At 57.4% G+C, this 22,877-nt stretch carries 18 protein-coding genes; 15 read left to right on the top strand and 3 right to left on the bottom strand.

The genetic code is table 11. The annotated features are described in order from the left end of the window. Nucleotides 1–523: 523 nt before the first annotated feature. Genes DW732_RS07290 through DW732_RS07300 form a run of 3 tightly spaced genes read right to left on the bottom strand, consistent with a single transcriptional unit; the run spans nucleotide 524 to nucleotide 5,192 of the window. Nucleotides 524–2,380: an ABC transporter ATP-binding protein gene (locus DW732_RS07290; protein WP_118099169.1), complete on the bottom strand. Its 1,857-nt coding sequence runs from the start codon at nucleotides 2,378–2,380 to the stop codon at nucleotides 524–526. Further along, a complete protein-coding gene (locus tag DW732_RS07295) occupies nucleotides 2,380–4,746 on the bottom strand; it encodes an ABC transporter ATP-binding protein (RefSeq protein ID WP_118099170.1) in 2,367 nt (788 codons plus the stop codon). Before DW732_RS07295 ends, DW732_RS07290 begins: the two co-directional genes overlap by 1 nt. Beyond that, nucleotides 4,743–5,192 (bottom strand): MarR family winged helix-turn-helix transcriptional regulator, encoded by a 450-nt coding sequence (locus tag DW732_RS07300; protein ID WP_118099171.1) that lies wholly within the window; start codon nucleotides 5,190–5,192, stop codon nucleotides 4,743–4,745. Before DW732_RS07300 ends, DW732_RS07295 begins: the two co-directional genes overlap by 4 nt. A gap of 250 nt (nucleotides 5,193–5,442) precedes the next feature. Here DW732_RS07300 and DW732_RS07305 point away from each other — a divergent pair, with 250 nt between their 5' ends. The 15 genes from DW732_RS07305 to DW732_RS07375 all read left to right on the top strand — a co-directional run bounded on the left by DW732_RS07305 (nucleotide 5,443) and on the right by DW732_RS07375 (nucleotide 22,669). Beyond that, nucleotides 5,443–6,192, top strand: coding sequence for an SDR family NAD(P)-dependent oxidoreductase (locus DW732_RS07305; protein ID WP_118099172.1), 750 nt, complete (start codon nucleotides 5,443–5,445; stop codon nucleotides 6,190–6,192). Nucleotides 6,193–6,300: 108 nt separating this feature from the next. Then, nucleotides 6,301–7,317: a 2-keto-3-deoxygluconate permease gene (locus DW732_RS07310; RefSeq protein ID WP_118099173.1), complete on the top strand. Its 1,017-nt coding sequence runs from the start codon at nucleotides 6,301–6,303 to the stop codon at nucleotides 7,315–7,317. A 468-nt stretch (nucleotides 7,318–7,785) separates the two neighbouring features. Beyond that, nucleotides 7,786–9,837, top strand: coding sequence for a formate C-acetyltransferase (gene pflB, locus DW732_RS07315; RefSeq protein WP_117735726.1), 2,052 nt, complete (start codon nucleotides 7,786–7,788; stop codon nucleotides 9,835–9,837). Between the two features lie 85 nt (nucleotides 9,838–9,922). Continuing rightward, nucleotides 9,923–10,174 (top strand): autonomous glycyl radical cofactor GrcA3, encoded by a 252-nt coding sequence (gene grcA3, locus DW732_RS07320; protein ID WP_055252439.1) that lies wholly within the window; start codon nucleotides 9,923–9,925, stop codon nucleotides 10,172–10,174. Between the two features lie 411 nt (nucleotides 10,175–10,585). Beyond that, a complete protein-coding gene (locus DW732_RS07325; protein ID WP_225093894.1) occupies nucleotides 10,586–11,596 on the top strand; it encodes a LacI family DNA-binding transcriptional regulator in 1,011 nt (336 codons plus the stop codon). A 184-nt stretch (nucleotides 11,597–11,780) separates the two neighbouring features. Further along, a complete protein-coding gene (locus DW732_RS07330; protein ID WP_118099174.1) occupies nucleotides 11,781–13,163 on the top strand; it encodes a family 43 glycosylhydrolase in 1,383 nt (460 codons plus the stop codon). A 45-nt stretch (nucleotides 13,164–13,208) separates the two neighbouring features. Continuing rightward, the gene (locus DW732_RS07335; RefSeq protein ID WP_118099175.1) at nucleotides 13,209–14,660 is read left to right on the top strand and encodes a PTS transporter subunit EIIC; all 1,452 of its coding nucleotides are present in this window, start codon (nucleotides 13,209–13,211) and stop codon (nucleotides 14,658–14,660) included. Nucleotides 14,661–14,761: 101 nt separating this feature from the next. After that, nucleotides 14,762–16,204, top strand: coding sequence for a glycoside hydrolase family 32 protein (locus DW732_RS07340; RefSeq protein WP_158553143.1), 1,443 nt, complete (start codon nucleotides 14,762–14,764; stop codon nucleotides 16,202–16,204). Between the two features lie 277 nt (nucleotides 16,205–16,481). Then, entirely contained in the window at nucleotides 16,482–17,336 is an 855-nt protein-coding gene (locus tag DW732_RS07345; protein WP_117743234.1) for a DegV family protein, read from the top strand. 188 nt (nucleotides 17,337–17,524) lie between these two features. After that, complete coding sequence (pflA, locus tag DW732_RS07350) at nucleotides 17,525–18,343, top strand: pyruvate formate-lyase-activating protein (protein WP_118099176.1); 819 nt, start codon at nucleotides 17,525–17,527, stop codon at nucleotides 18,341–18,343. Nucleotides 18,344–18,658: 315 nt separating this feature from the next. After that, complete coding sequence (locus DW732_RS07355) at nucleotides 18,659–19,777, top strand: serine hydrolase (RefSeq protein ID WP_118099177.1); 1,119 nt, start codon at nucleotides 18,659–18,661, stop codon at nucleotides 19,775–19,777. Nucleotides 19,778–19,856: 79 nt separating this feature from the next. After that, nucleotides 19,857–20,594, top strand: coding sequence for a 5'-methylthioadenosine/S-adenosylhomocysteine nucleosidase (mtnN, locus tag DW732_RS07360; protein WP_118099178.1), 738 nt, complete (start codon nucleotides 19,857–19,859; stop codon nucleotides 20,592–20,594). Nucleotides 20,595–20,636: 42 nt separating this feature from the next. Then, nucleotides 20,637–21,227, top strand: a complete 591-nt coding sequence (yihA, locus tag DW732_RS07365; RefSeq protein ID WP_055252447.1) for a ribosome biogenesis GTP-binding protein YihA/YsxC — start codon at nucleotides 20,637–20,639, stop codon at nucleotides 21,225–21,227. Between the two features lie 94 nt (nucleotides 21,228–21,321). Further along, nucleotides 21,322–22,005, top strand: a complete 684-nt coding sequence (locus tag DW732_RS07370) for a DUF3990 domain-containing protein (protein WP_118099179.1) — start codon at nucleotides 21,322–21,324, stop codon at nucleotides 22,003–22,005. A gap of 31 nt (nucleotides 22,006–22,036) precedes the next feature. Next, entirely contained in the window at nucleotides 22,037–22,669 is a 633-nt protein-coding gene (locus tag DW732_RS07375; protein ID WP_118099182.1) for a helix-turn-helix transcriptional regulator, read from the top strand. The last annotated feature ends 208 nt before the right edge of the window (nucleotides 22,670–22,877 follow it).

The following is a 22,877-nucleotide window of genomic DNA, read 5'->3' on the forward strand; positions in this document are numbered from 1 at the left end:
AATGCTCGGCATTATCCGCTGTCGCACGCTAAAGTGCAAGCGAAACCTACCGAAAAGGGACAGGTTTATTTCGGTCGGTTTTATCTGGGGAAATGTCGGCACTCGCCGGAAGGGGGGGCCGGCGTACGACATGCTGGAGCAAGTTGGATCTTCTGTGGCATACCCCGTGGACAAAAAATGGCAAATATGAGTACTGTTGCTAGCTTAGTATCATATCGACCTTATAAGATATTAGACACAACAGTAGATATGTTCATTAACGTTGGCACGCAGAAGCATGCTACCGGGCGTTTTGATCAATTTGAAGGCATATCTAGGCCGCAAAGACGTCGTTTGGGGCAGTTTTGGCTGTTACTAAAAAGGTGACAGTACTCATATTTGCCATTTTTTGCCCACGGGGTCTTGAGGGAGAGCGTCAATCAGGTTCCAGGGGAGGCGTTTCGAGGCCCAAAGGACACAAAACGGGGGCGCAGGTTGTCCTGCGCCCCCGTTCTCGGGCGTTATTCGTTCCCTGCGGCAGAATTTACGCCGCTTCGTCGAACTGCGAGTTGTACAGGTCGGCGTAGAAGCCGCCTTGGGCGAGCAGCTCATCGTGCGTGCCCTTCTCGACGATGTCGCCGTCGCGAATTACCAAGATCACGTCGGCGTTGCGGATCGTGGACAGGCGGTGCGCGATGACAAAGCTGGTGCGGCCCTGCATCAGCGCATCCATGGCGCGCTGAATGAGCTCCTCGGTGCGGGTATCCACGTTGGAGGTCGCCTCGTCCAGAATCAGCGCCGGGCGGTCGGCCAAAATGGCGCGAGCGATGGTCACGAGCTGGCGCTGGCCCTGCGACAGGTTCGTGCCTTCCTCATTGATCATAAAGTCGTAGCCGCCGGCGAGCGTATGGATAAAGTGATCGCAGCGCGCTGCGCGTGCAGCTGCCTCGACCTCGGCATCGCTCGCGTCGGGGCGTCCGTAGCGGATGTTCTCGCGGATGGTGCCGTTAAACAGCCAGGTATCCTGCAGCACCATGGCAAACTCGCCGCGAAGTGCCGCGCGGTCCCAGTCGCGCACGTCGATGCCCTCGACGCGTAGCGAACCGTCGTCCACATCGTAGAAACGCTGCAGCAGCTTGATGAGCGTGGTCTTTCCAGCGCCGGTGGGACCGACGATGGCGATGGTCTGGCCGGGCTGCGCCTCGCAGCTAAAGTCGTGGATGATGGTCTTGTCCGGCGTGTAGCCAAACTTGACATGGTCAAACTCCACGTGGCCAGGGCGCTTCTCGGGGATCTGTGCGTCGACCTTCTGCTCCTCCTCGGGCGCTGCCAAGAACTCAAAGACGCGCTCGGTGGCGGCGGCCATCGACTGCATCGTGTTACTCACGTTGCCCAGCTGCTGCACGGGTTGCGTAAAGTTGCGCACGTACTGGATAAAGCTCTGGATGTCACCGGGCGTGGCATTGCCGGTCAGTGCGAGCTGTGCGCCTACCACGACAACGCCCACGTAGCCCATGTTGCCCACCAAGCTCATAAGCGGCATCATCAGGCCCGACAGGAACTGCGAGCGCCAGCCGCTAATAAAGAGACGGTCGTTCTCCTTATCGAACTCCTCGATTGAGGCCTCGGCGCGGTCGAACACCTGAATGACGTTCTGGCCGGCAAAGTCCTCCTCGATAATGCCGTTGACGGTGCCCAGGACCTGCTGCTGCTCGCGGAAGTACGGCTGCGAGAAGTGAATCATCACCATCAAGATAATCGCGGCGGCCGGCAGCGTGAGCACGGTGACGCCGGTGAGCGGCAGGCTGATCGACAGCATCATGACGAGCACGCCGATAATCTGCGTGATGGACGTGATGAGCTGCGTCACGCTCTGGTTGAGCGACTGGCCGAGCGTATCGACGTCGTTGGTAATGCGGCTGAGCACGTCGCCCTTGCTGTGGCCGTTGAAGTAGCTCATCGGTACGACGGCGATCTTGGCGGCGATCTCCTTGCGCATGCGGTAGCAGATCTTTTGCGTAACGCCGGTCATGAGCCAGCCCTGGATCAGGCTGCAGGCAGAGCTCGCCAGGTACAGGCAGAGCAAAAAGCCGAGCGTCTTGGCGATCCAGTTAAAGTCGACATCGCCGGTACCGTTGACCTTGGCAACCAGGCCTTCGAACAGCTTGGTCGTAACCTGGCCGAGCACCTTGGGCCCCACAATGTTAAAGATGACCGAGCACACGGCAAAGGCGACGGCGGCAAACACGGCAACCTTGTGTTGGCCGATATAGCCGAGCAGCTGCTTCATGGTGCCCTTAAAGTCCTTGGCCTTTTCGCCGCGACGCATACCGCCCATGCGGCCCATGGGACCACGCTGGCGGGTGGGCTTGGGAATCTGAGTCTTGGTCTCGTCTGCCATTAGCGCTCGCCTCCTTCCGTGACGGCTGCAATTTCTTCTTGGGTAAGCCCCAGCTCTTCGGCGGAAAGCTGCGACTGTGCGATCTCCAGGTACGCCGGGCAGCTGTGCAGCAGCTCCTCGTGCGTACCGGTGCCCACCACGTGACCGTCGTCGAGCACGATAATCTGGTCGGCGTGCATGATAGTCGCGATGCGCTGGGCCACGACCACGAGCGCGGCGTCGGTAACGTTTTTGGCCAGCTCCTCGCGCAGGCGCGCGTCGGTCTTGTAGTCGAGGGCACTAAACGAGTCATCGAACACCACAACCTCGGGCTTTTTGGCCAATGCGCGGGCGATGGCCAGACGCTGGCGCTGACCGCCCGAGACATTGGAGCCGCCCTGGCTGATGGGGGAGTCGTAACCGCCCTCGCGCTCGGCGATAAAGTCCTCGGCCTGGGCGATGCATGCGGCCTGGCGCATATCCTCGTCACTCACCATATCGCCGGCAAACTTGAGGTTGCTCTCGACGGTGCCCGAGAACAGACGACCCTGCTGCGGGATGTAACCGATGCGACGGCGCAGCTCGGAAAGGGTCATATCGCGCACGTCGATACCGTCGAGCGAAATGCTGCCGCCCGTCACGTCGTACAGGCGCGGAATCAGCTGCACGAGCGTGGACTTGCCCGAGCCCGTGGAGCCAATGATGCCGAGCATCTGGCCGGCGTGCGTGGTGAAGTTCACGCCGCTGATGACATCGGCGCGGGCATCGGGGTACTGGAAGCTCACGTCGCGGAAGGTGAGCTCACCGCGCGGCGCGCTTGCCGCGGGCAGCTTGGGCGAGACGGGGTCGTTGATGCTTGTGGGGCAGGTGATGACCTCTTCCACGCGCTCGGCTGCGACCTCGGCGCGGGGCAGGATGACCGAAACCATGGTGAGGATCATAAACGCCATGACGATCTGCATGGTGTAGGAGATAAACGCCATCATGTTGCCGACCTGCATCACGCCGTCGGACACGCCTTGTGCGCCAAACCAGACGATAAGCACGGTGATGCAGTTCATGACGAGCATCATGAGCGGCATCATAAAGCTCATGGCGCGGTTGGTGTAGAGCTGCGTGGTCATCAGATCGAGTGATGCCTTGTCAAAACGCTCGAGCTCGTGCTCCTCGCGGTTAAACGAGCGGATGGGCATAAGGCCGTCGAGCAGCTCGCGCGCGGTAAGGTTCACGCGGTCCACAAAGCTCTGCATCTTTTTGAACTTGGGCATGGTGAGGCCCATGAGCACGCCGACGACGGCCGAGACCGCGATGATGGCCACGGCGATGGTCCATTCCAGGCCGGTGTGGTTGGCCAGGACGCGCATGACCGCGACGATGCCCATGACGGGCGCCATGAGGCACATGCGGATGAACAGGGTCGCCGCCATCTGGATCTGCTGAATGTCGTTGGTGCAGCGGGTGATGAGCGAGGCCTGGCTAAACTTGCCCACCTCGGCCGGCGAAAAGTGCATGACCTTGTTGAAGGTCTCGCGGCGCAGGTCGCGGGCGATGGAGCAAGCAGTGCGCGAGGCCACGGCGCCGGTCAGGATGGTGGCGACAAGCGACACCAAGCACAGGCCAAACATCGTGGTCGCCATACGGCCCAGGTAGGAGTTCTGCACGTCGGCGGGGTCGATACCCTGTGCCTTGTACTCGTCCTGCACGTAGGTCACGGCGCGCTGCGTGACGATGGAACCCGACATGGAGCCCATTTTGTCCGCCATCTCGTTGGCACCTTCGACGAGCTTGCTTTGGTCTACCAGACCGCCCTCGATGCCCAGACGTAGGCTCTTCATGGTGATCTTACCGCCGTCGGCATCAATCTGCTTTTGCATGTTCTGTGCCGCTGCGGCCTTCTGCTGCATTTCGGCGAGCTGCTCGGGCGTCATCGCTGCCATTTGCTCGGGCGTGGGCATGGCCTGGGCGGCGCTGTTATCTTTCTCACTGGACGTGCCCATCATGTCGCCCATGGAGCTGGCATCGATGCCCTGGTTGAGCGAAAGGACGACGGTCTCGGGCAGGCTCATAATGTCAGCAATCTTGCCGCCATCGGCGCGCTCTTCCTCTGTTCCCTTGTACGTTCGAATGCCGTTCTTGTTCGCCTTGCTAAACACGGCCTCCACAGCCTTGGCATCCTTGGCGCTCATAAAGAGCTTGAGGTCATCGAGCGATTCGGCGCGAATGGTGTCGGGTACGGGCGAGGCGATGCCGCCTTGCTGCACGCCCACATCGACGATGTCACTCATATACGTAGGTAGCGCTAGGTCGGCATTGCAGCTGATTACGATAAGTACGATAGCTGTGAACAGTGCCAGAATATGCTCTTTAAAGAGCTTGAGAATCCTCACTCGGCATCTCTCCTTTCTTGATTGCGGTCGATAATTTCGTTGGCGCGTCTAAGAAGGCGCACCATCTCTTGGGTATCTGTTTCGCCGAGCTGCTCGAGGAAAGCCGCGGTGCGGTTCTCGAATTCCCGACGTTTGATTTCGAGATCCTGGAATCCCTTGTCGGTCACCGTGACGTGTACGCGACGACGGTCGGTCTTTGAGTGCTCGCGCTCGACCCAGCCCTTGGCTTCGAGAGCGCGCAGGATATTGGCGATGCGGGCGCTCGAGACCCAGGCACGATCAGCGAGTTCGCTCGGTGTGAGCGAACCACCAGCGAGCATGAGGGCGCGCATGACGGCCATTTCGCCGCTCAGGGCCTGGTCGGCAAAGCGCGAAATGCGCTGGTGAATGCTGCCAAACTCGGTAAAGAGCCGACGCCCAAGCTCATGGAAATCGGTATCTTCCACCGAAAACCCCTAACATTAGAAACTATTTTCGGTGGAAGATGATACCCACATACGCGGGCCTCATGCGGTGAGCAATATAAAGAGCGCATAAAGACTTAAAATCATTCAATTGATGAAGCGTTTCAAAGAATTATCATGCACGCGGTTGGGCGAGGGGTTGTCACCACCATGACGATTGGGATTCAAGTAACGCCACGCGCGATGCTCCAACTTCCCGCAAGGAGACACCTGAATCAAGGGGGTTGGAGTCATGGCATTTGACTTCACGGGCAAAACCGCGATCGTTACCGGCGGCACTCAGGGCATTGGCCTCGAGATTGCCAAGGGTATCGTTGCGGGCGGCGGACACGTCGCGCTCATCGCAAGGAACGCTGCCAAGGGCGAGGCCGCGGTGGCCGAGCTTGGAGAGGGCAACAAGTTCTACCAGCTCGATGTCGCCGATGCGTCCAAGGCGCGCGAGACCGTCGAGCAGATCTTCGCGGACCTGCCCCAGACCAACATTCTGATCAACTGCGCCGGTGTCATCAGCACCAAGAAGTTCGACGAGATCGACGACACCGAGTGGCGCCGCACCATCGACATCAACCTCAACGGCACCTTTACCATGATGAATGCCGTGTACCCGCACTTTAAGATGGCCCACGCCGGCACCATCGTCAACGTGAGCTCCGTGGCCGGCAAGATCGGCGGCGGCCTGCTCGGCACTGCTGCCTACGCAAGCTCCAAGGCCGGCGTCAACGGCCTAACCAAGGCGGTCGCCAAGGAAGGCGGCAAGTTCGGCATCCGCTGCAACGCCGTGTGCCCGTCGCTTACCCTTACCGACATGACCTCGATTCTCTCTGATGAGAACTCTCAGCGCATCATCAACGGTATTCCCCTGGGCCGCGCTGCCCAGGCTAGCGAGCCTGCACAGATGGTGCTGTTCTTTGCTTCCGACCTCGCCAGCTTCGTGAACGGCGAGATCGGCGACTGCGACGGCGGCATCGTCCTGGACGGGTAATACCCCGCGGCGATAATTCGGCGACGGCTCCTGCGACTCGGGACCGTCGCCTTCTTTCTGACTCAGGAGCGTGTGGCCGCGTGTCACACGCATCAAAAGGAGATATAAATGAGTGAATCGACTGCGGTGGAGGCGCCGGCAACAAAAGAGCCGTTCTTTAAGATGTCCTCCATCCCGGGCGCCAATATCCTGGTGCCGCTTTTTTTGGGTTGCCTGCTCAACACGCTGTTCCCCGACCTGTTTAAAACGCTCGGCAGCTTTACGCTCGGTATGACCCAGCAGGGCGCCGGCCCGCTTGTGGGCGCTTTTTTGCTCATCGTCGGTGCGACGATTTCGTTTAAGAGCGCTCCTGCTGCCGCTGCCCGCGGTGCCATTATCATTGCCGTCAAGCAGATCGTGGTTGTCGCCGTGTCGCTGCTCATCCTTTATGTGTTCAACGACAACCTGTTTGGCATCTCGGCCATGGTGATGCTGGCCGCTTGCACGGGTGCCAACAACGCTATGTACGCTGGATTGATGGGCACCATGGGCAACGAGGCCGAGCGTGGCGCCGTCGCCATCACTACGCTGGTTGTCGGCCCTCCGGTCACGATGATCGTGCTCGGCGCCGCCGGCCAGGCTCCGATCGGCTGGTCGCTCGTGGGCGCCATCCTGCCGATCGTCGTCGGCATTATTCTGGGTAACCTCTTCCCGAGCTTTAAGAAGATGATGGCACCGGCACTTTCCGCCATCATCGTGCTCGTCTTCTTTGCCATGGGCTCGACCATGACTTTTGGTCAGCTTATCAACGGCGGTCTTCCCGGCATTCTGCTCGGCGTGATCTGCTCGGTGGTCTTCGCTGTCCCCGTTGTTGCGGTCGATAAGCTTACCGGTGGCACCGGTGTCGCAGGTGCGGCAATCTCCAGCTGCGCCGGAGCCAATGTGGCCACGCCTGCTGCCATGGCTAGCGTCAACGAGGCCATGTACGGCGGTGCGGTGCTCGCGACGGCTACGGCTCAGGTTGCAGCCTGCGCTATCGTGACGGCCATTTTGACCCCGCTGGTCACCAGCTGGTGCTACAAGCATTTTCAGGGCCAGCAGAGCAACAGCAAGGCAGCGACCGGCAGCGCCGCCTCAGCCGCTTAATGCCAAGCGGCAATCAAAGCTAAAAAACTAGCCACGCCACAGGGCGGCCGCGGGGAAAATCCCGTGGCCGCCCTTCAGTTTCTGAAGGGTCTCTAGGACACTTTACCCTGCTAAAGCTGGCATAACAGCTAGAGTGAAGGACGTATAAAGGCAAGGGGAAATATCAAACAATTCGGTGAACGGTAGCTGATGACGCGTGCGTTTCCTGCGGATTTGTCAAAAAAGGACTAATGGTATAAAAAAAGGAACATATAACAGCCCTGATGAAGGGGGTGGCTATGTTATCCTTCACAGACGGGTGAAATCTTGGGTTTAGGGTTGCAAGACCAAGGTGAATAAACGTTTTTCCCTGCGCTAACGCGCGATGAAAGGCGAATGAAGCCGGTCATGCAGGTCGAATATTCAAGAATTCAATAAGCAGCGGTGTGAGAGCGCCGCATAATACGTAACTAGGAGCGTGGTTACACAATGCAGGAGGCATGGGAAGGCTTCAAGGAAGGCATCTGGACGGGAGAGGTTGACGTCCGAGACTTCATCCAGAAGAACTACACCCCCTACGAGGGCGACGAGTCGTTCCTCGCCGGCCCGACCGAGCGTACCAAGGAGCTGTGGGGCGAGGTTCTCGACCTGCTGCTCAAGGAGCGCGAGCAGGGCGGCGTCCTCGATATGGACACCAAGACCGTCACGGGTATCGTGAGCCATCCCGCTGGCTACATCGATAACGCCCATCGTGAGAAGGAGACCATCGTCGGCCTCCAGACCGACAAGCCGCTCAAGCGCGCGTTGCACGTCAACGGCGGTATCCGCATCGCTTGCCAGGCTGCTAGCCAGCACGGCTACAAGATCGACGAGAACGTTGTCGAGCGCTACACCTTCGAGCGCAAGACCCACAACGCGGGCGTCTTCGATGTCTACACCCCCGAGATGCGCGCTTGCCGTTCGGCCCACATCATCACCGGTCTGCCCGATGGCTATGGCCGCGGCCGCATCATCGGCGACTACCGTCGTGTCGCCCTGTACGGTGTCGACTACCTGATCAAGGACAAGGAGGCCCAGAAGGCTTCCACCCCGACGGTCATGACTGCCGACAACATCCGCGATCGTGAGGAGCTGCAGGAGCAGATCCGTGCCCTCGGCGAGCTCAAGATGATGGCCGAGACCTATGGTTTCGATATCTCCAAGCCTGCTACCAACACGCAGGAGGCCATCCAGTGGATGTACTTCGCCTACCTCGCTGCCGTCAAGGAGCAGAACGGCGCCGCTATGTCCATCGGCCGTACCTCCACGTTCATCGACATTTACGCTGAGCGCGACCTTGCCAACGGCACCTTCACCGAGGAGCAGATCCAGGAGTTCGTGGATCACTTCATCATGAAGCTCCGCATGGTCAAGTTTGCCCGTACCCCCGAGTACCAGGCCCTGTTTACCGGCGATCCGCAGTGGGTCACCGAGTCCATCGGCGGCATGGGTGTCGACGGCCGTACGCTCGTTACCAAGATGAGCTACCGCTACCTGCACACGCTCGAGAACATGGGCACCAGCCCCGAGCCCAACATGACCGTTCTGTGGTCGACCCGTCTGCCCGAGAACTTCAAGAAGTTCTGCGCCAAGACTTCTGTCGCCAGCTCCTCGATTCAATACGAGAACGACGACCTCATGCGCGTCTACCACGGCGATGACTACGGCATTGCCTGCTGCGTGTCCTCCATGCGCATCGGCAAGGAGATGCAGTTCTTCGGCGCCCGCGCCAACCTGGCCAAGTGCCTGCTCTACGCGCTCAACGGCGGTGTTGACGAGGTCTCCAAGAAGCAGGTCGGCCCCAAGTACCGCGCCGTCGAGGGCGACACGCTCGATTACGATGACGTTGTGGCAAAGTACAACGACATGATGAAGTGGCTCGCTGGTGTGTACGTCAACTCGCTGAACATCATTCACTACATGCACGACAAGTATTGCTACGAGCGTATCCAGATGGCTCTGCACGACAAGCACGTGCACCGCTGGTTCGCTACGGGCATCGCTGGCCTTTCCGTCGTGGCTGACTCCCTGTCCGCCATCAAGTACGCCAAGGTCCACCCCGTCCGTGACGAGAATGGCATCATCGTCGACTTCGAGACCGAGGGCGAGTTCCCCAAGTACGGTAACGACGACGACCGCGTCGACCAGATCGCTCACGACGTTGTGCACCAGTTCATGGAGTACATCCGCATGAACGACACCTACCGCAACTCCGTGCCCACGACCTCGGTTCTGACCATTACTTCCAACGTCGTGTACGGCAAGAAGACCGGTTCTACGCCTGATGGCCGCAAGGCTGGCCAGCCCTTCGCCCCGGGTGCTAACCCCATGCACAAGCGCGATAGCCTCGGCGCCATCGCCTCGCTGTCTTCGGTTTCCAAGCTCCCGTTCCGCGATGCTCAGGACGGCATCTCCAACACCTTCTCCATCATCCCGGGTGCGCTCGGCAAGGAGGACCAGGTGTTCTTTGGCGATATCGACCTTGATCAGCTAGGCGAGTAACTATTGTTAGTGCTATACTAACAATAACGATTACTGATTGGCGCGCCGGTTTCGGCCGGCGCCTATCAATCGAAGGAGACACATTATGAAGGTTTCTGAAGTTTCCGAGACTCAGGCCGATAACCTGGTCCACATGCTCGACGCTTACGCCGAGAAGGGTGGCCACCACCTGAACATCAACGTCTTTAACCGTGAGACGCTGCTCGACGCTCAGGCTCACCCCGAGAAGTATCCGCAGCTGACCATCCGCGTTTCCGGCTACGCCGTGAACTTCCACACGCTCACCAAGGAGCAGCAGGACGAGGTCATTTCGCGTACCTTCCACAACAAGTTCTAAAGGGACTCAACTCCCACCGGAGACCCGGCAAGGCCTACGCACTTTGCCTCTCAAACGTCCTCGCCGCTTCGCGGCTGCGGAATGTTTGCGAGACAAAGTGCTCCCGGCCTTGCCGGGTCTCCTGCGTTGTCGCCCTTTAGGGAACCACGCTAAATCAAAATTGGTGTCCTCGGACATGCAAAGAGGCTCGCTGCGCACTTCGTGCGGCGAGCCTCTTTGCGTCCTGCGGAATATTTTGGGAGGTAGCCCAAACAGCCTTGGCTGGGTCCTGTGTAGTCACCCTTTAGGCGGAACTCTCCTAATTATTTGGATGAGTCGTTTACTTACTTGTACTGTTACCGTCTTCCCGCTCTTGTTGGGGTATGCTTTGTTCGTATGTAAACGTATGACATGTTGATGGGGGAGGGTGCTATGGCTCGCGAGAGTGCTCGTTCTAAGGATACGGCTAAGCCTGGCATCAAGGAAGTTGCGGCGGTGGCGGGGGTTTCGCCTACTACGGTATCTCGCGTGCTTAATAATCGCGGCTATATTAGCCAAGAGACCCGCGATAAGGTCCATGCCGCGATGAAGCGCATCAACTATACGCCCAACGATATCGCCCGTGCCATGCTCAACGGTCGCCTGAATCTTATCGGTATGATCGTCCCCTATGTCAGCAGTCCGTTTCATGCCCAAGTGGTTCAAGTCATTGAGCATACCCTGGCCGAAAACGGTTTTAAGATGCTGCTGTGCAATAGCGCCAATCGACCCGAGCTTGAGCGCTCTTATATCGACATGCTTCGACGCAATATGGTTGATGGCGTCATCGTCAACTCGCTTAATATCGGTGCCGAGGCGTATGCCGAGATGGGTTTGAGTCTGGTTGGTATCGACTGCGACCTTGGCGAGGCCTCTGTTCAGATTGCGAGCGACAGCTATAGTATCGGCGAACTTGCCACGCGTCGCCTGATCGATGACGGGTGTTCGCGCATCCTGTGCCTGCGCAGCAATAGCCGCATGCGCATGCCTGCCAATAAGCGTACCGATGCCTACCTCGATGTTGTTGAGCAGGCCGGTTTGCCCGCGCTTGTCCGTGAGGTCGAGTTCGTTAAGCCCGACGACGAAAAGAGCGCGGTCGTTGCGAAGATCCTCGATGAGAACCCCGATATTGACGGCATCTTTGCGGGAGACGACACGATGGCGGCTATCTGTCTTAACGTGATGAAGCAGCGCGGCTTGAGCGCTCCGGGCGATATTAAGGTCGTGGGCGCGGATGGTGCCCGCCGCACTATGACGTTTATGCCTGACTTAACAACCGTTCGCCAAGATATCGATCGCATCGGAGAGCTCGCGGCGCAATCCATCATTGCTCTTATTAACGGCGAAAAGCCCGAATCGAATATCAAGCTCCCCGTTGAACTCATTGAGGGTAAAACCGCGTAGTTCATCCCGTGCCAAAAGAATTCCTCAAACACCTCTGATGACCGTTCGCCGGCATATGTCAACCGTTTGCCGACGACTGGAACTGCGAAAAGACGTATTGGTGTGAAAACGTTTGACATATGAAAACGATTGACATATCTTGCAGTTGTACCGAGTTAGTATCTCGTGAGAAAGGAAGTCTCGGATGCACAAGGTGTATTACCAGCCTGAGGGAATTTGGGTAGGCGACATCATGCCGTACGGCGAGGACGGCACGTTCTATCTCTATCATCAGCGTGACACGCGAAACCCCGGACCTTTCGGAGAGCCGTTTGGCTGGGCACTCGCGACAACCAAGGACTTCGTCAATTACAAAGACTTTGGCGAGAGCCTTGAGCGTGGCGGCGACGAGGAAGTCGACCAGTATGTTTATGCCGGCACGGTGTTTAAGGTGGGCGACAAGTACCATGCGCTCTACACTGGTTGCAATCGCGATAAGGTCAAGGCACGCTTGATGAAGCAGGTTCTTCTTCACGCAACGAGTGACGACGCCGTCAAGTGGGAGAAGAACATCGCCGAGACGCTGCTTCCGCCCCAGGAGGGTTACGATGACCGCAACTGGCGCGATCCCTTTGTGCTTTGGGATGAGGAGAACGAAGAGTACATGCTCATCCTCGGCGCGCGTGTGGGCGAGGACAAGCGTCTGATGACCGGTCGTCTGGTCAAGTTCACCTCCAAGGACCTGGATACCTGGGAGTTCCAGGGCGACTGGTGGAATCCGGGCCTGTACACCATGTTCGAGATGCCTGATCTCTTTAAGATGGGCGACTGGTGGTATCTGGTGTTCTCCGAGTACAGTGATGGCAACAAGACCCGTTACCGCATGTCTCGCTCTATCAACGGTCCTTGGATCACTCCTGCGGACGATTCCTTCGATGGCCGCGCGTACTATGCCGCGCGTACCGCATTTGACGGCGAGCGCCGCGTTCTCTTTGGTTGGGTTCCTACGCGTGACGAGGGCGGCGACCCCAGCTCTTACCTGTGGGGTGGCACCTTTATGCCCCTCGAGATCGTTCAGCGTGCCGACGGAACGCTCGGCACCAAGCTTCCTGACAGCATGCTTGGCGCCTTTGGCGAGGCTAAGGCAGTCGAGGCCTTTGAGCTCTCCTGCGAGTCGGGCAAGGTCGAGCAGGTGCTCGCCGCGGATGCCGGTTCCACCTATATGCTCGATGCCGACATCGAGCTCGCCGGTGACGCTGCCGGCTTCTCGGTGAAGCTTGCCGAGGACGCCGAGTCCGGTCTTGCCTATGAGTTCCGCGCCAACCTGCGTGAGGGCAAGCTCGAGTTTACGGCGGCCCCCCAGTATCCGTGGTTCCAGGTCAACAACATGGGCCTCGAGCGTCCGTTGTTCTTTAAGGGCGAGGGCACTCATCATGTGCGCCTGGTCGTTGACGACGATATCGCGACCATCTTTGTCGATGATGTTGCGCTTAACGCTCGATTCTGCAATAAGCAGGGCCAGGGTGTGGCGCTGACGGTCACCGACGGTACGCTTAAGTGCGCAAATGCAACGATCGCGTCTCTGTAATGGCATCAAAACGTCTTATGATTTCGTAAGGGAATGGAGAGGAACATGGACTACAAAGTAGTGTCTCAGCAAGTCGTCGATAACGTCGGCGGTCTGGAGAACATCGAGGGCGCCACGCATTGCGTTACGCGTCTGCGTCTGGTGCTCAAGGATACGAGCAAGTACAACAAGGCCGAGCTCGAGAACATCGATGGCGTCAAGGGCGTGCTGTACAACAGCGGCCAGCTCATGATCATCTTCGGTACCGGTACCGTCAACAAGGTTTACGATGAGTTTATGGCTCTGACGGGCGTTAAGGAGATCAGCGCTTCCGAGGTCAAGGGCGCCGAGGCGGACAAGAAGGGCAAGTTCTTCTCGGTCCTCAAGGTATTCTCGGACATCTTTATCCCCATCATTCCCGCTTTCGTCGGCGCTGCTATCATCATCGGCCTTAAGTCGCTGATCGTTGCCAACGGCCTCTTTGGCATGGAGGGCAGCCTCGCCGATCACAGCGAGTTCCTCAAGAACCTCGCAAGCTTCTTTGCCATTATCGCCGCCACCTTCGACTACCTACCTGTCCTGGTTATGTACAGCGCGGTCAAGCGTTTTGGCGGTAACCCGATCCTGGGCATCCTCGTCGGTATCGTCATGGTTCACCCGAGCCTTATGAACCGTAACACGTTCGTTATGGACCCGACGGGTGCTGAGTACTGGAACTTCGGTCCGCTCTCCATTCCCATGGTTGCTTTCCAGGGCGGCGTGTTCCCTGCAATCCTGACTGCCTGGTTTATGGCCAAGGTCGAGAAGATTGCCCAGAAGTACATCCCCGAGGTCGTTTCGTTCGTCTTTGTTCCGACCGTTACCCTGATTCTTGCTAACGTCGCCCTGTTCACCGTGTTCGGCCCGCTCGGCAACCTGATCGGCGACGTCCTCGCCGGCGTAATCGATATCCTGTACAACAGGATGGGCGTCTTCGGTGCCTTTGTCTTTGCCGCATTCCTGCAGCCGCTCGTCGTTACCGGTACGCATCAGTTCATCCAGGGTATCGAGGCAAACCTCGTTGCCACGACTGGCTTCAACTACATCCAGGCAATCTGGTCGGTTTCCATCATCGCCCAGGGCGGCGGCGCCATCGGCATGTACCTCATTCACAAGAAGCATTCCAAAGAGCGCAACATCTGCATGTCGTCCTTTATCCCGACGCTGGTCGGTATCTCCGAGCCCGCAATCTTTGCTGCAAACATGCGCTACTCGATCATCCCGTTCATCTGCGCTTGCATCGGTGCAGGCTGCGGCGGTGCCTTCGTGAAGCTCTTTGAGGTGCGCGCCATCGGTCAGGGTCTGACCGGCGTGCTTGGCCTGCTCATCGTTACGCCCGAGACGCTCGTGTGGTATGTGGCTGGCAATCTCATCGCCTTCATCGTGCCGATCGTCTTGATCTTTGCCTACAACAAGGCAAAAGGCGTGCCGACCACCGATGAAGAGGGCGCTGGCGCTGGCTTCGACGTTAGCTTCTAGTTGAGCCGTTCAGCGTAATGTGCGGATAAGTCCATTTGGGGAAGGGCGTTCGGCTCGTGTGAGTCGAGCGTCCTTTCCTATAGACGAGAAGGTCAATGGCGATGTTTAATCAAAAAAACAAGGTGATGCGTGCGGACTATGAGCAGTGGCGTGCCGGACAGGATGAGACGGCGGCTCGCATCGCGTCCGACCCCGATAGGCTTTTGTTCCATGTGGAGCCTGAGCTTGGCTGGCTCAACGACCCCAATGGTTTGGTTCAGATTGGTGATACGTATCACATCTATCATCAATACGATCCGTTCGATGCTGCGCATGGCGGTCCAGTGCTTTGGAACCATCTGGCGACAAAGGATTTTGTGACGTACGAGAATCACGGTCCCGTGCTGTTCCCCGATTCCGATTTGGATTCGAGTGGAGCGTATTCTGGTTCTGCCTTTGTACGTGATGGCAAGATTCACTACTTCTATACCGGCAACGTTAAGCATTTTGACCGTGATGATTACGACTACGTGTTGACGGGCCGTGAGCAAAACCAGATTCATATGGTTGCCGAGAATCCCGACGAATTGGGCGAGAAGCGCATAGCTGTTGGGCCGGTCGATTACCCCGACGATATCGGTACGCACGTGCGCGACCCCAAGATCCTTGAACACGACGGTATCTACTACATGGTTCTGGGCGCTCGTACGAAAGACGACCGTGGCTGCGTGCTTGTCTATACCTCGCGCAATCTTGAGGACTGGAGCTATGCGACGCGCATTGAGTTGGGCGAGAAGTTTGGCTTTATGTGGGAGTGCCCCGATCTGTTTGAGCTCGATGGCGAGCTTATTCTCGTTTGCTGTCCGCAGGGTGTGCCTGCCGATGGTTGGCGTTACCGCAATCCGCATCAGTGCGTGTGGTTCCCCATCGAGGCCGATTGGGAGGCGCCGAGCTTTAAAATCGTCGGGAAGGGCATGCCCCCGATGGTCGATGCCGGTTTTGATTTCTATGCCCCGCAGTCCTTTGAGGACGCTGCGGGTCGGCGTTTGATGATCGGATGGTCGGGTTGCCCCGATGCGACGACAGAAAGCCCGACGGCGGCGCGCGGGTGGCAGTGCGCGCTGACGATGCCGAGAGAGCTGAGCATGCGCGGCGGCAAGCTCTGCCAGTGGCCGGCGCACGAGATTGAGAGGATGCGCGGCGATTGCGTTCGTGCTGTAGGCGGTGAGACCGTTGAGGAGCCGGGACGCCTGTTTGATGTCGTGGTTTCCTGCGAGGGAGCCAAGATGATCGAGCTCGAAATCCGCAAGGGTGTCTTTGTGCGTTATACGGACGGGATGCTTGCCCTCGATATGGGCGACGAAGGCTATGGACGCGACCAGAGGTCGATCGAGCTCGGCGAACTTCGCGACCTGCGCGTGCTTTCGGACACTACGATGGTCGAGATTTTTGCCAACGGTGGCGAGGCGGCACTTACGAGCCGTACCTATTCGCCGGCGGTTCCGGCGATGGCGCTGAACGCCGAGGGTGCGGCGTCGATGGATTTCTACCGCCTCGCTCATTAACCGTGCATGGAGCACGATTGGACTTGTTGGGCGGAATGTGTCGCAGTTGCCGCGGCCAGCTACCGCTTATCGCGTATAGCGACCGTTTGCGGAATAAGTAACACTCCTTAATAAACCGTGTAGAATCTCAGATAAGCACGGAGTTTTCCAGGGAGACGCTGTCCTTTGTTGTGTGCAAGGGACGGCGTCTCTTTGGCGCTTGGAGGCCGTTCTACAGCAGGACGGTGGACGTGCGTCATATATTAAAAAACCAACGTCGAGATGGGTCGTGATAAGAATGGGCAAGTATGTAATCGTGGTTGAGTCTGGGTCGGATGTGACGCCAGAGCTCTGCGAGCGCTACGGCATCGTGCGCGTGCCCATGCATGTCACGATTGGTGACGAGACCGTCGAGGACGGCTCGATCGATCCGCTCGAGATTTATTCGCGCTGCAACGAGTTTGGTGTGATGCCCAAGACCAGTGGCTGTTCGCCAGCGGATTTTGCGTATGTGTACGACCGCATCCATGCCGAGCAACCCGACGCGACTATTTTGCATCTTGCATATTCCGAGGCCACGACCTGTTCGCATCAGTCCTCTAAGATTGCGGCTCAGGGGCGCGACTACGTGTTCTCCATGGACACGCGCTTTGTCTCGGTGGGCCAGTCGCTCGTTGTCGTCGAGACCGCCAAATACATCGAGGCTCACCCCGATGTCACCGTCGACGAAATCTTTGCATTTACGAACTCCGTCATGGACCGCGTGCTGCTGGGCTTTGTTCCTACGGACCTTGCCTTCCTTAAGGCGGGCGGTCGCTTGTCCAACGTCGCGTTCCTGGGCGCCCATCTGCTCAAGATTAAGCCCTGCATTGAGGTGACGGGTGGTAAGTTCGTGGCGACCAAGAAGTTCCGCGGCTCTATGCTCAAGTGCGCCCGTGCCTTTATTGATCACATGGTAGAGAAGGGCGAGATCGACTACTCGCATATTGGCCTGGCGTATTCGGTAGGCCTTTCCGAGGAATTGCGCGACGACATGGAAGTCTATGCGCACGGCCTGGGCTTTAAGGACGTTACCTGGACTCAGGTCGGCGGCGTCATCTCGAGCCATTGCGGCCCGACCGCCTTCGGCGCGGTGCTCACACTCAAGGCGTAAAGGCCTGGCGTCTATCGATTTCTATTGCCACGGCGGCGGGCGGGTTGCGATAACCCTCCCGCCGCTCTTGCGTGGGGTCAAATAGAACAATCCAATTGACCGCTAAACCATTTCACCATCATGCGTATGGGCTAGAATGGCTCTGGCATTTTAATTGGTTGCACCCAAGGAGAGGCAAGGTAGCGCGAATGGCAGAAATGACGCTTGAGGGTGTGGACGCTCGTCCCGAGGACTCTGCGTTTGCCCTTGGCCGCGTGCATTCAATCGAGACGATGGGAACGGTCGACGGACCCGGCATCCGCTTTGTGGTGTTTGTCCAAGGCTGTCCCATGCGCTGCGCGTATTGCCACAATCCCGATACCTGGTCGGTCAACGGCGGCACGATGGTGACCGTCGAGCACCTCATGGATGAGTTCCAGAGTAACCACGAGTTCTATCGCAGCGGCGGAATTACGGTGTCCGGCGGCGAGCCGCTCCTACAGCCTGAGTTTTTGGCCGACCTGTTCCGTGCAATGCACAACAACCCCGATGGCCGCGTGCATACCTGCTTGGACAGCTGCGGCTATGCGTTCGATCCCAACCATCCCGAGAAGTTCGATGCCGTTCTCAACGAGACCGACATGGTGCTGCTCGACATCAAGCATGCCGATCCGGCTGAGCATAAAAAGCTGACCGGTTGCGATCCCGCACGCATCTTGGCGTTTGGCGATGAGCTTGCACGTCGCAAGATCAAGGTCGTTATCCGCCACGTGGTGGTGCCCGGCATTACCGACACGGTGGAGGAGTGCGAGGCGCTCGGTCGTCTGATCGCTCCATGGCACAACGTGGTGGGCCTGGAAATGCTGCCGTATCACACCATGGGTGTCGCCAAGTACGAGCAACTGGGCATTCCCTATAAGCTTGAGGGCGTGCCCCAGATGGATACCGCGCGCATGCCCGAGCTGCGCAACGCCGTCATGACGGGCATGAAAAAGCGCCGCGCCGAACTCAAAATCGCCATCGGCTAGCGAGCCATTTTCGCTCCCAAGGGCACTCATTGGGGACAGACTTAAATGAGTGCCCCCGGGCACCAAGTTGATTGCCAAAGAGCCCCGTCAAGTTGCGGTGGAATAGTTCTTGTGCATCGGCTTATGCCGCCCAAACAGGAACTATTTCACCGCAACTGCGTTTTGGGCAGAGATGCGCAACAGAATCGTGCCATTTGGATAAAAACGCTTGTGGTTTCTTTAAAGACACCTTAAACGCCGCTGAATATCTTTGGAAAGAAATGCCTGCTCGGTATCATGCTGCTCGTATATAAACGGTAGCAGTCAGGAGACCACGTGCGAAACATCGCATCGCGGGACGAGTATGTGCCGCAACATGGCAGCAGATATGAGACGAAGGGCACGCCTTCGCGTGGCCTTGCTGACGCTCGCATCCGCGTGAGGAAGATTGCCGCCATTGGAATGCTAACGTCGGCAGTTATTATCCTCGGAATTACCGCCAAAACCTACGCGTCGGAGCGAATGACACACTCAGATGCGTCAACGGTACAGGCGCAAAACAAAAAGGTCTCTGAATCTAAAGTCACCGCAAGTCAAACCCTGTCGACAGCGAGCCTCAAGACGAGGCTTTCGAAGGCGGACTTTAACGATATCCCCTCAGGCGATACCGTGCAGACCTTCTCACTGGTTGATGACCAGATCCCCGCCCTGGAGGATGAGAGCCTCGCCGCGCTCCAAGATGCCCTTGATCAGGCGCAGGAGCTGGGCGATGTGGGCGTGGTGTTTTACGATCTGTCGAGCGGTAAGGGCGCGACGTATAACGCCGATGTCGAGGTGTATGGAGCGAGCACTTACAAGGCGCTGTATGCGCTCTATACTTGCGAGACGTTGGTCGAATCGGGGCAGGTGTCGCTCGATTGGCCTTTAGCCACGTATGGTGGTGACAGCATGGGCTGGCAGACGGTGCGCGACCTTATCGAGAATGCCGTCGTTAACTCGGACAACGATTCGTTTATCGCGTTACGCGTGGCGTTTGACCATGATGGCTATGAGGATTGGATTGCCAATCTGGGTGTTGATGACGAAACGACACTGGATCCGATGAGTGATTTTCCCACCTATTGCCCGCGCACCTCGGCCAAGTTATGGCGCGAGATGAGCGAGTATCTGAGCGCAGATACCGAGACTTCACAGTGGTTGTCGGGCCTTCTGGCATCAACATCGCGCTCATTTATTCGCGATGGCATTGCGGACGATCAGGCCTTGGTGCGCAACAAGGCGGGTTGGATCAGCGAGGACGGTTACTATTCGACATGCGATGCCGGACTGATCGACGTCGACGGCCATAGGTACGTTATGAGCATCATGACGTCGATGCCGTGGAGCGACCAGTCGAGCGAGGCTGTGGCCGCGATTGCAAAGGTGCTCTATGATGTGCGGTCCTCGTTGGCCTAGCGACTTCGTAAAAAGTGAAAGAACCAAAATGCTGGTACCATACCGTGGATAAGCAATTTGCACGGATTTGGGGGATGGCATGGCAACCATCGCGATCATAGGCGCACTCGAAAAAGAGGTTGCGCAGATTAAAGAAGAACTGAACAGCGCTCATGTGTCGCATGAGGCGGGTTTGACCGTTGTAAGCGGTGAGCTCGACGGTCTGACGGTGGTTGCCACGACCGCTGGCATGGGTACCGTGAACGCCGCTGCCGCAACGCAGCATCTCATCAGCAAATACGCCCCGCAGGCCGTTGTGTTTTCGGGCATTTCGGGTGGCCTTAACCCTAAACTGCATATTAACGACGTGGTTATAGGCAAGTGCCTGCGCTATCTGGATACCGATACGGCACTCATCGCCGAGTCCGCGCCGGGGCTCGAGGAGTTTGTCTCGGCGCCGGCGTTGGCTGATGTTGCCGCCGCCGTGCTTGCCGAGCATGGATTTGTGGATGCCTCGGCGGATGAGAATTCTGCGGAGAAGGACCCCAAGCAGTTCCTGTGTGGCACTATCGCCACGGGTGACCGCTTTGTAACGGGTGACGCCATGCGTAACGCTGCGATTGAGGCCACGCATGCCGATTGCGTCGAGATGGAGGGCGCGGCAATTGCGCACATCGCGGCCAAGAATGGTGTCGATTGCCTGGTGCTGCGCGCTATCAGCGATAATTGTGACGAGGCATATGACGCGTTTTGCGAGCGCGAGTTCGATTTGGACGAGTACGCCCGCACCGCGAGCGGTATGACGCTCGATATCGTCCGCCGCATCGCTGCTGCGTAATCGTGCATCTCTATTGTAAGAACCTACGACCAAGGAGTATCCATGGCCGATTCCATTAACTACCAGCTTGCCAAGTTTGTTGCCAGCTACGGCAAGGTTTCGCAGATTCCCGAGTCCACCTGTCCTGAGGTGAGCTTTGTGGGCCGCTCCAATGTGGGTAAGTCGTCGATCATGAACAAGCTCTTTGGCCGCAAGAACCTGGTTAAGGTTTCGAGCACGCCGGGCAAGACGAGCAACATCAATTTCTTCGAGGCCGACGACGTGCACTTTGTGGACCTGCCGGGCTACGGTTTCGCCCGTCGTTCCAAGGCAGAGCGCGATCGTTGGGCCGAGCTCATCGGCGACTTCTTCGACTCCGAGCGCAGCTTTAACCTGGTTGTGTCGCTGGTGGATATTCGCCATGACCCGAGCAAGCTCGACCATGACATGATCGACTACCTGCAGGGCAACGAGTTCAACTTTATCGTCTGCCTCACCAAGGCCGACAAACTCAGCCGCACCCAGCAGGCCCGCCAGGCAGCAGCTATCAAAAAGCAGCTCAACGTTCCGGCTGAAAACGTGATCATCACAAGCTCCCAGACCGGTACCGGCATCGACGAACTCAAGCGCCGCATTGCCGAGGCCTGCCTCTAATCGAGCTACAACCCCTCAAAAGCTCTTATCTATATCACCTCAGTGATAGTTATTGGTAAACTATCACTGAGGTGATATTTTTTTGGAGGTTGCTATGGAGCTATGGCACGGGTCGGAGGTTGTCGTCGAGCATCCATCGTTGGATAAATGTAGGCAATTCAATGACTATGGGCGCGGGTTTTATTGCACGCCTCATGAGGAAATGGCAATGGAATGGGCATGCCGGATCGAGTCTGATGGCATTGCCAATCGATATGAGCTTGATTTAGATGGCCTTGCGATTTTGGATTTGGAATCAGGTGAGTTCTCGATTCTCAACTGGCTTGCAATTCTGGCGAATAACAGAGAGTTCAATGTTTCAACGCCAGCAGCACGCGAGGGGCTTCGCTATCTACTTGATAACTGCTTAATTGATACATCTCCTTATGACGTTATTCGAGGCTATCGCGCTGACGATTCCTACTTTTCGTTTGCAAGACAGTTCGTTAACGGCATGATTTCGCTCAGGCAATTGCAGCGCATTATGTTTTTGGGGGATTTGGGCATTCAATATGCGCTTATGAGTGAGCGCGCGTTCTCGGCGATCAGGTTTCGCGATTGGAAGCAGGCCTCGGGAGCTGAGTTTTATCCCAAACGATTTGAGCGAGAACAGAACGCTCGACGTAAGTACCTGGATACGGTAAACGGATTTGACACCGAGGGTGTTGACATTAGGGATTTGATGTCAGGGAGGGTTGATTTAAATGATCCAAGAGTTAACGGATCGTGGGCCGAGTAGGACATATCCCGTCTATTACCTTGAGGACGCAATGAACAACCTCGGGGATTGCTTCGACTATGCCGTTAACGATTACGGAGCAGAAGGATCGGAAGTTGCTGAACTCTTTTGCCTGAGCGGCGTAGCTCGCGAGTTCGAACGCGGCAACGCATGGGTAGTGTCGGGAAAATCGGGCGTTGAGCTGTTCGCGCTTATCGCCGAAAGGTCGGGCTATCAAAACGGGCCTATACCGGACTGCGCCTATCGATTTGAGAAGACGCCGGAATATTGGGCGGGCTGGATACTGGCATACCTGCAGTGGCGCCTAGGAGAGTCTTTCGAAGATTTGCTGCATGTCGTTCCATTCGATGTGCTACGCAGTCTGTACTACCCCTGGCACGAAGCCTCGGAGGAACGCGTGGCTCGTCTCGTCTGCGATATGGCGAAAAAAGCGTCCAGGCAAACCAAACTTGCGTTAGCGAGAAAGAAGCTTAAGAAAACCCAACAAGACCTAGCATACGAATCGGGTGTGTCACTCCGCTCAATCCAAATGTACGAGCAGCGCCAGAGAAACATCAATGAAGCTTCGGTAACAAGCGTAAGAGCCATAGCAAAAGCCCTCCACTGCAACATCGAAGACCTCCTAGAACCAGTCTTTGAATTCAAAGAATCCAGCGCCGCCTAAACCAAGCACACAGCCGATGCCCGCCTCTAGGAAGTGCTCCAGCCTAGTAAGAGCCTCTATCAATAAAAAGCCAAACTATCAGCCCGGCGCTTTTACAGAGCGAAGGTCCCTGTAGCCGCCGCCAGCGAAGTTAACGTAGGGAGGCCAGGGGCTTTGCCCCCAAATCTTTCCGCAGGACGGCAGGACCCCCGCCGCACGAAGTGCGCAG

It is taken from the genome of Collinsella sp. AM28-11LB (genome assembly GCF_003469895.1).
In the GTDB taxonomy this organism is placed as follows: domain Bacteria; phylum Actinomycetota; class Coriobacteriia; order Coriobacteriales; family Coriobacteriaceae; genus Collinsella.